This is a genomic window from Streptomyces sp. NPDC002130, from assembly GCF_040296465.1.
GTDB lineage: Bacteria > Actinomycetota > Actinomycetes > Streptomycetales > Streptomycetaceae > Streptomyces.
On sequence record NZ_JBEOXI010000014.1, the window covers coordinates 16,527 to 27,955 of the forward strand.

Genomic DNA, 11,429 nt, shown 5'->3' on the forward strand with positions numbered 1-11,429 from the left:
AAGCAGGGAAGAAAGAGACGGACCTACAGGAGAGAAGCCTCAGACGACCCCGCCGGCCCCCGGCACGGGAAACGCCCCGAAGGCCCGCCGCGTGATCTCCCCGTAGACCTCGGGATCCGTCGTGTACTCCCCGAGCACGCAGGTCTTACGGCTGCCGTGGTAGTCCGAGGACCCGGTCACGAGCAGCCCGAGCTCCTTGGCCAGACCCCGCAGTCGCGCCCGCGTGTCCGCGTCGTGGTCCATGTGGTCGACCTCGACGCCGTCCAGCCCGGCCGCGGCCATCTCGGCGATGGCGGCCTCCGGCACCGTGAGCCCCCGCTTGCTCGCCCCGGGGTGCGCGAACACCGCGACCCCGCCCGCGCCCTTGATCAGGCGGATGGCCTCGAAGGGGTCGGTCTCGTGCTTCTCCACGAAGACCCGGCCGCCGTCGGCCAGCCAGTCCTGCGTGAAGGCGTCGTTCACGGTCGGCACGACACCCAGCTCGACGAGCGCGCTCGCCACGTGCGGGCGCCCGACGGACCCGTCGCCGGCGATCCGTGCCACGTGTTCCCAGGTGACGGGCACGCCCAGCTCCTGAAGCTTGGCGATCATGCCCTGGGCGCGCGGCACCCGGTCGTCCCGGACCAGCTCCCGCTCGGCGAGCAGCGCCGGCTCCTCGGCGTCGAAGAGGTAGGCGAGCATGTGCATGCTGATGCCGTCGATCCGGCAGGAGAGCTCGGCCCCGGTCACCAGCGTGACGCCCTCGGGCAGCGCGGCGATCGCCTCGGCATGCCCGCGCGTGGTGTCGTGATCGGTGAGCGCGACGACGTCGAGCCCGGCCACAGCGGCTTTCCGCACCAGCTCGGCGGGTGAGTCCGTGCCGTCGGAAGCCGTGGAGTGGGTGTGCAGATCGATACGCACGACACGAGCTCCAGACACTGACGACACGAACAGGGCTGCTCAAGGATAACCGTATTTTCAACACCCCATGTCACACCTGAACGCGGCAAGCGCCCCCTACATCAACGCTCTCCAAGGGGCGCGGGGAACTGCGTCGCCCGGCCACAACGAATCCGCAGCCGCCGACGCACGCGAACCCCGCACCCCCGAAGGCACTACGGCTGGAGCAGGCGCGGCGACAACGCCCCACACGGCACCAGCTCCACCTCGGCCCCCGCCTCCCGGAGATCCGCCAGCACCAGTTCGTCGTACATCAGCAGCCCGGACTGCTCGGGCCACACCACGGCCCACAGCCACATCCCGAGCGCCTCCCCCGCGAACACCGCCCGATCCTCCGGCGCCCCGGCCACGTGCCACAGCGGCGTAGGGCGCCCGGCGGCCAGCACCTTGGCCTGCGGCGGTTTCTCCACGTTCATGTGCGGCCCCGGGTCGGGACCGTCCATGCCCGCGTAGCGCGCCCCGAGTCCGACCCCGAGCTCCTCGGCCACCAGGATCAGCTCGCCCATTCCGCCGAGCGGCCCGGGGCCCGTGCAGGCCACGGCGGTCGCGCGGCCACCGGTTCGGTCGTCCCCCGCGCAGGCCACCCCCGTGAACAGCCACCCCACCGGCAGCGGCCAGGGCATCCACAGCGGCACCCGGGTGCGGTGCACCACGACGTTGAGGGCGTCGACGCTGGGCGGTATCACGGGCTGCACCGGATGGACGGTGCCGTGCACATCGCATTGCCAGGAGTCGGAGAAGAGGCCGGGAGCCCTGACCCGGCCACCGCACTTCGGGCAACTGGGTTCGCCCCTCATAGGGCCCCACGGTCCTACCCCCGCCCCGCCGCGTCAAGGACGATCACCCATCCGGACGGAACCCTTCACCACCCTCACTAGATGTAGCTTGCATTAATTAGCCTCTCTAACTTAATGTGTGTATATACCAACTACTTCTGTCTCGGAAAGGGAGCACACCATGGATGCCTTCGATGCCGGAGCGGGCGGACTCCTGAAGCAGCCCAAGTCCGTGTGGGCGACCGCCGGGGCGTCGGTCGTGGCCTTCATGGGCATCGGGCTCGTCGACCCGATCCTGCCGTCCATCGCCCAGGGCCTCGACGCCACGGCGAGCCAGGTCTCCCTGCTCTTCACCTCGTACTTCCTCATCACGGCCGTCGCGATGCTGGTGACCGGCTTCGTCTCCAGCCGGATCGGCGGGAAGAAGACCCTGCTGCTCGGCCTCGCGTTCGTCGTGCTGTTCGCCGGGCTCGCGGGCACCTCCGGATCCGTCGGCGAACTGGTCGGGTTCCGGGCCGGATGGGGCCTCGGCAACGCGCTGTTCGTCTCGACGGCCCTCGCGGTCATCGTCGGCGCGGCGGCCGGCGGCAGCGCCGCGGCGATCCTGCTCTACGAGTCGGCCCTCGGCCTCGGCATGGCCTGCGGCCCGCTGCTGGGTGCCCTGCTCGGCGACGCCAGCTGGCGCTACCCGTTCTTCGGCACCGCGTTCCTGATGGCCGTCGGCTTCCTGTGCATCACGGTGTTCCTGAAGGAACAGCCCAAGCCGGCCAGCAAGACCTCCCTGCTGGACCCGCTCAAGGCCCTCGGGCACGGCGGCCTGGCCTCCGCGGCGGTCTCGGCGTTCTTCTACAACTACACGTTCTTCACCGTGCTGGCCTTCACGCCGTTCGTGCTGAACATGAGCCCGTACCGGTCGGGGGCGGTGTTCTTCGCCTGGGGCGTGCTGCTCGCCGTCTTCTCGGTGATCGTCGCGCCCCGGCTCCAGGAGCGCTTCGGTTCGCTGAAGGTGCTCGGCGGTTCGCTGGTGCTGCTCGCGGCCGACGTCCTCGTGCTCGGCTACGGCTCCCACACGGCCGCCGTCGTCTGCACGATCCTCTCCGGCGCCTTCATCGGCGTGAACAACACCGTCTACACCGAACTGGCCCTCGGCGTCTCGGACGCGCCCCGGCCGGTGGCGAGCGCGGGCTACAACTTCGTGCGCTGGTTCGCGGCGGCGGCCGCCCCGTTCTTCGCGCCGAAGATCGAGGAGTGGACCGACGTCCACATCCCGTTCGTGGTGGCGGCCGTCACCGCCGTCGCCGGCGCGGCCGTGGTCGTCGTACGGCGCAAGGCCCTCACGAACGAGGCCGAGGAGCCGGAGCCGCAGCACGCGACCGAGGACGGCGTCGCCGCGTTCGCCAACTGACGCTTCGCGGAGTGGCGTTGGTGAGCTTGCTCACTCCAGCGGGACGGACTTCCGGGACGGATCCCGGAGGTCCGTCCCCGAGTTGAGCCACTTCTCCTGGAGCGCCTGTGCACCGTGTACGCGCTTCCAGGCGGCCTCGTTCGGGGTCATCGGCAGCAGCGGCAGGAACCGCACGGGGTCGAGGGGCTCGTCGAGCTCCAGGTCCTCGATCAGACCGCCCGGCTCGGCCACCAGCACCGACGTGAAGGGAGCTCCCGGCCACAGCGGCTCACCGACGTCGAGGGACGCCCCGGGGGCCACGACCAGCCCCTCCACCTGCGGGGACGCGGCGAGGACGGCGAGCGGCCGGAGCACCTTGTCGGTGTCGGCGATCCCGGCCCGGACCGACAGGACCAGCTCGGCGCGCGGGCCCTTGACCGGGTCGGCGACCACCGCCGTGGGGTCCGTCATGGGGTGCGCGGACATGCCGAGCGAGGCGTAGCGGACGATGCCGCCCTCCTGGAAGCGGAGCACCTCGATGCGGTCCGTGCCCAGGAAGGTGACCGCCGCGCGCGCGTCCGGTTCGCCCAGCGCGCTGCGCAACCGGGCTTCGACCAGAGGGAGAACATCTGCCATGCGGCGAGCATAGAACTCGCCAGTAGCGGGCAAAGCAGCACCTTGACAGTTGTGTCGGCTGCTACTCTTGCCCGGTGGTTCGGGGCAGCACGCAGAAGCGTCGCGATCAAGCCCCGACGCCGAAGGAACTCCCTTACGAGGGACCGGCCGGAGGAGGTGGGGCTGCAATGGATCGAAGTCGACCGTGCAGTAGCACCACGCTCTTCGCGCCGCCGATGTAGCTGCTTCTGTCTCCGGCTGCCACCTCTCGCACTCGCTTCACCGCGGAAGAGCGCTTCGTTTCGCTTTGCCTGATCTGCCTCAGTAGCTGAATCAGTGACGAAACCGACCACCGCGACGGTGCGGTGCTCCCCGCTTTGTGGACGTGCCAAACATCTGTAGTCCCTACGTCCCCATTCCGGGTAGTTCCAGCCGTCGTCGGCCGGCGTTTCGTCGCCCGCCCGCGAAGGAGCCCGCCATGTCGATGATCCGCGACCTGCGCGCAGCAGTCGTCCGTCCGTCCCGTGTGTCGCTGCGCAAGGACGGCGGGACGTACGACACCACCCGCAGCCCCGCGGCCGCCTCGGCCGTCGTCGACTGCGCCGTCTACCGCGACGGCCGCCGCATCGAGACCGAGACCGCCCTGACCCCGCACGAGGCGGTGCGCCTGGCGCGCCGCGACGGGGGTTTCGTGTGGATCGGCCTGCACGAGCCGACCGAGGCCGAATTCTCCGGCATCGCCAGTGAGTTCGGGCTGCACCCGCTCGCCGTGGAGGACGCCGTCCAGGCCCACCAGCGGCCCAAGCTGGAGCGCTACGACGACTCGCTCTTCACGGTCTTCAAGACCATCCACTACGTCGAGCACGACCAGCTCGACGCCAACAGCGAGGTCGTCGAGTCCGGCGAGGTCATGTGCTTCACCGGACGGGACTTCTTCATCACCGTCCGGCACGGCGGGCAGGGCTCCCTGCGGGCTCTGCGGCACCGCCTCCAGGACGACCCCGAGCTGCTGGCCAAGGGCCCCTCGGCCGTGCTGCACGCCATCGCGGACCACGTCGTCGACGGGTACATCGCCGTCGCCGACGCGGTGCAGGACGACATCGACGAGGTGGAGACCGAGGTGTTCTCCCCGGGGCGCAAGGGCTCACCGCGCGGTTCGGACGCCGGCCGGATCTACCAACTCAAGCGCGAGGTGCTGGAGTTCAAGCGGGCCGTGTCACCGCTGCTGCGGCCGATGCAGCTGCTGAGCGAGCGGCCGATGCGGCTGATCGACCCCGACATCCAGAAGTACTTCCGGGACGTGGCCGACCACCTGGCCCGCGTGCAGGAGCAGGTCCTCGGCTTCGACGAGCTGCTCAACTCCATCCTCCAGGCCAACCTGGCGCAGGCGTCCGTCGCCCAGAACGAGGACATGCGGAAGATCACCTCGTGGGCGGCGATCATCGCCGTGCCGACCATGGTGTGCGGCGTGTACGGCATGAACTTCGACCACATGCCGGAGCTGCACTGGCGCTACGGCTATCCGGCGATCATGGGCGTCACGGTGGTCATCTGCCTCGGCATCCACCGCACGCTGAAGCGGAACGGATGGCTGTGAGCGGCCTGGTTAGGCTGGGCCCCATGACAAGCGAGCTGCTCGACCAGGCCCTCGTCGAGGAGGCCACGAAGAAGTCCGGCCTCGTCTGGGTGCAGGGCCCGCAGGGCCCGGCGCGTGCGCTGTGGCACGTGTGGCACGAGGGTGCCGCGTGCCTGGTCGGCGACGGGCCGGGCGAGCAGCCGCTGCCGGGGCTGACTGATGGCGCCGAGGCGAAGGTGACGGTCCGCAGCAAGGACAAGGGCGGCCGGCTGGCCACCTGGACGGCGCGGGTCACGGAGCTCGCCCCGGGCTCGGAGGCGTGGGACGCGGCGGTCGCCGACCTCAAGGGCAAACGGCTGAACGCGCCCGACGGCGAGGCCATGACCGACCGCTGGGCCCGCGAGTGCCGGGTGCTGCGCCTGGAACCGACGGGGGTGACGGCACCCCTGCCCGACGGCTCGCTCTCCGAGCCTCCCCTGCCGTCCCCGGCGATCACCCGCCGGCCGGTCCCGGCGGGGCTGCCCCGCCTGCTGCTGAAGAAGCGCAAACGGACCTGACGGCCTAGGACGACGGCAGCTGCTTGCCGTAGTCCACCGTCTCGTTCCTCTCCGGCTTCCTGAGGGAGAAGTCCTCGCCCCAGCCGGAGAACGTGAGGGTGCCCGCCCCGCCGGCCCGCTCCAGGCGCAGCGGGTACGGCTTGCCCTCCAGGGAGACCTCCAGGGTGCCGCCGGAGCCCTTGTCACCGGTGACGCGGATGGTGCGGACGCCCCTCTCCTCGTCGTGGCCGTCCGTGGCGAGCGTCCCGTGCAGGGTCAGCAGACCGTCGAGGAGGAGAGCCTTGTCCGTGAAACCGCTGAACTTCTTGTACGCGGGATCGCCCTGCGGCACCTTCACGAACTTGCCGTCGAGCTTGGAGGCCGCCGCCGCGTCCGCCTTGCCGCCCCCGCCCTGGCCGCTGCCGTGAGTCCAGAATTCGGCGTCCGCCTTGACGTAGAGCTGCTCGCCGATGCGCAGCAGCTCGAAGGTCGCGCCCTTGCTGGTGACCGAACCGTCGCCGCCGCCGTCCTTCAGCCGCATGTCGAGCGCGTACGTCCGCCCGCCGCTGACGACGTTGCCGTGCACCCGGACCGCCCCGGCGGACTCGGCGGCCGACCGGGTCTTGCCCTGGATCTTGGCGGCGGGGAGTCTGCCGACCCCGTTGGTGCCCTCGTTCGGATCCTCCGCGCAGCCGGTGAGCACCGTTCCCGTCACGAGCAGGGCGCACGTCGCGCTCGCGAGTGCGGCACGGCGGCCACGGCTCTGGGGAATCGGAGTCACAGGTGGGGCTGCCTCTCTGACGGGAGACCTGAACGGCGTACCGCAGGGTACCGGGGTCGTGCGGGCGGATCGGAGCCAGTCCGTCCGGACCGGCCGCCGACGCGTCACCGATCAGGACGGGCTAGCCTGAAGCCCACCCGAGCGGGCAATTCGGAAGACACAGGCACAAGAGCAGCCACACAGACAGCCACCACGAACCACCCCGCACGAAAAGGAGCCGCGGCCATGGCAGCGGGCGCCCCCCGGATCTTCGTATCGCACCTCCAAGGTGTCGCCGTCTTCGACCCAGCCGGTGACCAGGTGGGGCGGGTGCGCGATCTGGTCGTCATGCTGCGGGTGGGGCAGCGGCCGCCGAGGCTGCTCGGTCTCGTCGTCGAACTCGCCACCCGCCGCCGTATCTTCCTGCCGATGACCCGGGTCACGGCCATCCAGTCGGGCCAGATCATCACCACCGGCGTGCTCAACGTGCGGCGCTTCGAGCAGCGGCCCACCGAGCGGCTGGTCTTCGGGGAGCTGCTGGACCGGCGCGTGACGCTCACCGAGACCGGCGAGGAGGTCACCGTCCTGGACCTGTCGGTGCATCAGCTGCCGGCCCGCCGGGAGTGGGAGATCGACCGGGTCTTCGTCCGCAAGGGCAGGAAGGGCGGTGCCTTCCGGCGTGCCAAGGGCGAGGCGCTGACCGTCGAGTGGACCGCCGTCACCGGGTTCTCCCTGGAGGAGCAGGCGCAGGGCGCCGAGAGCCTGCTCGCCACGTTCGAGCAGCTGCGCCCCGCCGACCTGGCCAACGTCCTGCACCACCTCTCCTCCAAGCGCCGGGCCGAGGTCGCCGCCGCCCTCGACGACGACCGGCTCGCCGACGTGCTGGAGGAGCTGCCGGAGGACGACCAGATCGAGATCCTCGGCAAGCTGAAGGAGGAGCGCGCCGCGGACGTCCTGGAGGCGATGGACCCGGACGACGCGGCCGACCTGCTGGGAGAGCTGCCGACGGACGAGCAGGAGCGGCTGCTGAGCCTGATGCAGCCCGGCGACGCGGCCGACATGCGGCGCCTGATGTCGTACGAGGACCGCACGGCGGGCGGTCTGATGACCACCGAGCCGATCGTGCTGCGCCCGGACGCCACCGTCGCCGACGCCCTCGCCCGCGTCCGCAACGCCGATCTCTCCCCCGCCCTGGCCGCCCAGGTCTATGTCTGCCGACCCCCGGACGAGACCCCGACCGGCAAGTACCTGGGCACGGTGCACTTCCAGCGCCTGCTGCGCGAGCCACCGCCGTCCCTGGTCAGCTCGATCCTGGACACCGACCTGCAGCCGCTCGACCCGGAGGCGGAGCTGCCCGCCATCGCCGGGTTCTTCGCCACGTACGACATGGTCGCGGCGCCCGTCGTCGACGAGGCCGGCTCGCTGCTGGGTGCGGTGACGGTGGACGACGTGCTCGACCACATGCTCCCGGAGGACTGGCGGGAGACGGAGTTCCACCTGGACGAGGAGGTGGCGACCGATGGTTCCTGAGCGCGAGAGCCCGCGCGAACGCACGCCGGCGGGCGCCACTGCCGCCTCCCGGCCCCGCACCACCCGCCTCGACCAGCCACTGCCGCGCCGACGCCGGTTCCTGCCCGAATACGACCCGGAGGCCTTCGGGCGGCTGTCGGAGCGCATCGCGCGCTTCCTGGGCACCGGGCGGTTCATCGTCTGGATGACGGTCGTCATCATCCTGTGGGTGGTCTGGAACAGCCTCGCCCCGCGCCACCTGCGCTTCGACGAGTACCCGTTCATCTTCCTGACCCTGATGCTCTCCCTCCAGGCCTCCTACGCCGCCCCGCTGATCCTGCTCGCGCAGAACCGGCAGGACGACCGGGACCGGGTCAACCTGGAGCAGGACCGCAAGCAGAACGAGCGGTCGATCGCCGACACCGAGTACCTGACGCGCGAGATCGCCGCCCTGCGCATCGGCCTGGGCGAGGTCGCCACCCGCGACTGGATCCGCTCGGAGCTGCAGGACATGGTCAAGGAGATGGAGGAACGGCAGAACGGCCACCGTCACGACCCCGTCGTATTCCCGGCGGAACGGTCACGGGGACGTGACGCAGACGACCGCTGAGACGCTTTCCTACGCACCGGTACAGCGCCGTACCATCGTCCTTATGGCTATGGAAGACGCGGTGCGCGAGGCACTGGCGACGGTGAACGACCCCGAGATCCACAAGCCCATCACCGAACTCGGGATGGTCAAGTCGGTGGAGATCGGCTCGGACGGGGCGGTCGCGGTCACCGTGTACCTCACGGTCTCGGGCTGCCCCATGCGGGACACGATCACGCAGCGCGTGACCGACGCGGTCTCCGCGGTCGAGGGCGTCACCCGCGTCGACGTCACGCTCGACGTGATGAGCGACGAGCAGCGCAAGGAGCTGGCGTCCGCCCTGCGCGGCGGCCAGACCGAGCGCGAGGTCCCCTTCGCCAAGCCGGGCAGCCTGACCCGCGTCTACGCGGTCGCCTCCGGCAAGGGCGGCGTCGGCAAGTCGTCCGTGACGGTCAACCTGGCCGCGGCGATGGCGGCCGACGGCCTCAAGGTCGGTGTCGTCGACGCCGACATCTACGGCCACTCCGTGCCGCGCATGCTGGGCGCCGACGGCCGGCCCACCCAGGTCGAGAACATGATCATGCCGCCGTCGGCGAACGGCGTGAAGGTCATCTCCATCGGCATGTTCACCCCGGGCAACGCCCCGGTCGTCTGGCGCGGCCCGATGCTCCACCGCGCCCTCCAGCAGTTCCTGGCGGACGTGTACTGGGGCGACCTGGACGTGCTGCTCCTGGACCTGCCGCCCGGCACCGGCGACATCGCGATCTCCGTCGCGCAGCTGGTCCCGAACGCGGAGATCCTGGTCGTGACGACCCCGCAGCAGGCGGCGGCCGAGGTCGCCGAGCGCGCGGGCTCCATCGCCGTGCAGACCCACCAGAAGATCGTCGGCGTGGTCGAGAACATGTCCGGTCTGCCCTGCCCGCACTGCGACGAGATGGTCGACGTCTTCGGCACGGGCGGCGGCCAGACGGTCGCCGACGGCCTGACCCGCACGACCGGCGCGAACGTCCCGGTCCTCGGCAGCATCCCCATCGACGTCCGCCTGCGCGAGGGCGGCGACGACGGCAAGCCGGTCGTCCTCACGGACCCCGACTCCCCGGCGGGCTCGGCCCTCCGGGCGATCGCGGGCAAGCTGGGCGGCCGTCAGCGCGGTCTGTCGGGCCTGTCGCTCGGTATCACCCCGAGGAACAAGTTCTGAACTGACTCAGGGGCGCGGGGAACCGCGCGACGAGCCACGACGTACCCGCAGCCGCCCAGAGGTACGAATGCCCCACGGCGAAGGGGCGCCGAAAACCCGGCGCCCCAGGGAACTCACGCGTACGCGGCGATGTCCTTCACCACGGCGAAGCCAAGCCCGTACGCACTCATGCCCCTGCCGTACGCCCCGACATGCACCCCTGCCGAGGTGGACCCGGCGAGCACCCAGCCGAACTCCGACTCCCGGTAGTGGAACACCGTCGGCACCCCGTCCACCGGCAGCGACAACGTCGACCAGTCGGAGCCGTCGAGGTCGTCGGCCAGCACCCACGCCGTCTCGGTCTGCTGCTCCAGCCACTCGTCCCGCAGCGCGTGGTCCATCTGCCCGGGCCAGGTGAAGGACAGCAGTCCGACGCCCGCGAGCCACGCCGCGGAGGACACCGAGGTGGCCTCGAGGAGCCCCGTCCCGTCCGCCGTGCGCCGTGAGGGATTCGCCGCCACGGTCACGACGACCGCGAACTTCTCCTTGGCGTCCTGATCGCCCCCGGCCGCATGCTCGTTGCGAATGGTGGGTTCGTCCCCGTGCCCGATCGACCCGTGTTCCACGGCCCCGTCGGCCGTCGTACCCACCTGCATCAGCCGGCGCGGTCCCGTGAAGGCCTCGTCGAGGCCGTACCACGGGAAGGGCGCACGCAGGTAGTCGTCGACCGTACGCCGGGCGGAGGGGGCCTGTTGCCCGCCCTCCGCGGCCGGCGTCTGCGCGACAGCCCGACTCGTCGTCTCCATGTGCCCGGACGCCTCCTCGCTCTAGTCGGACCGGTACGGCCCGCCCCCCTTCGGGCGTACTCGTCACGGTCCGCACAACAACTCGGCAGCATAGCCACACCGCTGCGAGCAGCAGGGAAACCGCCCGGCGCGTGGGCCGCACGGGCGCCCCGTTCAGGCCGTACACAGCCCGACCGGAGTATGAAACGCGTCACGCACCAGAGTCGTACGCCGCTGGGCGTGTCCGTCAGGTGGCGTCCGCGTCGAAGGGCGGCCGGTCGTCCGGGTCGGGCGTCTCGGGCTTCTTCGTCATGTCGATGCGACCACCGGACGAACCGGCGGCACCCGCGGACGAGGCGGAGGAGGTGTCGGAGTCACGGCTGTGGACGGCGTCGGTGACCTCGGCCATCTCCTTCTTCAGGTCGAAGCCGTTGCGGATCTCCTTGAGCCCCAGGTCCTCGTTGTCCAGCTGCTTGCGGATGAACGTCTTGGGGTTGAGGTCCTCGAACTCGAAGTCCTTGAACTCCGGACCGAGTTCCTCCCGGATGTCGTTCTTGGCGCTCTCCGAGAACTCACGGATCTTCCGGATCGTGCGCGTCACGTCCTGGATGACTTTGGGGAGCTTGTCCGGACCGAAGACGAGCACGGCAAGGACGATGAGCGTCACCAGCTCGAGTGGTCCTATGTCATTGAACACCTGAAGCTCCTAGCGATGTCCTCGGTCCTCGGCCCTCGTGGTCGGTGCGGGTCGTGCCGTGGTCCGGGCCGGATCCACGGTACCCG

General features: G+C 70.5%; 12 protein-coding genes. 6 read left to right on the forward strand and 6 right to left on the reverse strand.

The window, feature by feature from the left end; all coding sequences use genetic code 11:
- Nucleotides 1-39: 39 nt before the first annotated feature.
- Nucleotides 40-900: a PHP domain-containing protein gene (locus tag ABT116_RS04405; RefSeq protein ID WP_351627622.1), complete on the reverse strand. Its 861-nt coding sequence runs from the start codon at nt 898-900 to the stop codon at nt 40-42.
- 194 nt (nt 901-1,094) lie between these two features.
- The gene (locus ABT116_RS04410; protein ID WP_351627629.1) at nt 1,095-1,736 is read right to left on the reverse strand and encodes a DUF6758 family protein; all 642 of its coding nucleotides are present in this window, start codon (nt 1,734-1,736) and stop codon (nt 1,095-1,097) included.
- A 160-nt stretch (nt 1,737-1,896) separates the two neighbouring features.
- Between ABT116_RS04410 and ABT116_RS04415 the strand changes: the two genes are divergently transcribed.
- Nucleotides 1,897-3,120, forward strand: coding sequence for an MFS transporter (locus ABT116_RS04415; protein ID WP_351627632.1), 1,224 nt, complete (start codon nt 1,897-1,899; stop codon nt 3,118-3,120).
- Between the two features lie 30 nt (nt 3,121-3,150).
- On the opposite strand, the gene ABT116_RS04420 is transcribed toward ABT116_RS04415, so the two are convergent.
- Complete coding sequence (locus ABT116_RS04420; protein ID WP_351627634.1) at nt 3,151-3,735, reverse strand: suppressor of fused domain protein; 585 nt, start codon at nt 3,733-3,735, stop codon at nt 3,151-3,153.
- A gap of 457 nt (nt 3,736-4,192) precedes the next feature.
- Between ABT116_RS04420 and ABT116_RS04425 the strand changes: the two genes are divergently transcribed.
- Complete coding sequence (locus tag ABT116_RS04425) at nt 4,193-5,311, forward strand: magnesium and cobalt transport protein CorA (protein WP_351627637.1); 1,119 nt, start codon at nt 4,193-4,195, stop codon at nt 5,309-5,311.
- Between the two features lie 23 nt (nt 5,312-5,334).
- Nucleotides 5,335-5,847 (forward strand): hypothetical protein, encoded by a 513-nt coding sequence (locus tag ABT116_RS04430; protein WP_351627639.1) that lies wholly within the window; start codon nt 5,335-5,337, stop codon nt 5,845-5,847.
- 4 nt (nt 5,848-5,851) lie between these two features.
- Here ABT116_RS04430 and ABT116_RS04435 read toward each other — a convergent pair whose 3' ends face one another.
- Nucleotides 5,852-6,607, reverse strand: a complete 756-nt coding sequence (locus ABT116_RS04435; protein ID WP_351627642.1) for a hypothetical protein — start codon at nt 6,605-6,607, stop codon at nt 5,852-5,854.
- Between the two features lie 225 nt (nt 6,608-6,832).
- Here ABT116_RS04435 and ABT116_RS04440 point away from each other — a divergent pair, with 225 nt between their 5' ends.
- Genes ABT116_RS04440 through ABT116_RS04450 form a run of 3 tightly spaced genes read left to right on the forward strand, consistent with a single transcriptional unit; the run spans nt 6,833 to nt 9,882 of the window.
- Nucleotides 6,833-8,116: a magnesium transporter MgtE N-terminal domain-containing protein gene (locus ABT116_RS04440; protein WP_351627644.1), complete on the forward strand. Its 1,284-nt coding sequence runs from the start codon at nt 6,833-6,835 to the stop codon at nt 8,114-8,116.
- Nucleotides 8,106-8,705, forward strand: a complete 600-nt coding sequence (locus ABT116_RS04445) for a DUF1003 domain-containing protein (RefSeq protein ID WP_351627647.1) — start codon at nt 8,106-8,108, stop codon at nt 8,703-8,705. Before ABT116_RS04440 ends, ABT116_RS04445 begins: the two co-directional genes overlap by 11 nt.
- Nucleotides 8,706-8,748: 43 nt before the next feature.
- Entirely contained in the window at nt 8,749-9,882 is a 1,134-nt protein-coding gene (locus tag ABT116_RS04450; RefSeq protein WP_351627650.1) for an Mrp/NBP35 family ATP-binding protein, read from the forward strand.
- 113 nt (nt 9,883-9,995) lie between these two features.
- Here the strand turns inward: ABT116_RS04450 and ABT116_RS04455 are convergent, their stop codons facing one another.
- Nucleotides 9,996-10,667, reverse strand: a complete 672-nt coding sequence (locus ABT116_RS04455; RefSeq protein WP_351627652.1) for a hypothetical protein — start codon at nt 10,665-10,667, stop codon at nt 9,996-9,998.
- A gap of 226 nt (nt 10,668-10,893) precedes the next feature.
- On the reverse strand, nt 10,894-11,343 hold the full coding sequence (locus ABT116_RS04460) for a sec-independent translocase (protein ID WP_344458633.1): 450 nt from the start codon (nt 11,341-11,343) through the stop codon (nt 10,894-10,896).
- Between the last annotated feature and the right edge of the window lie 86 nt (nt 11,344-11,429).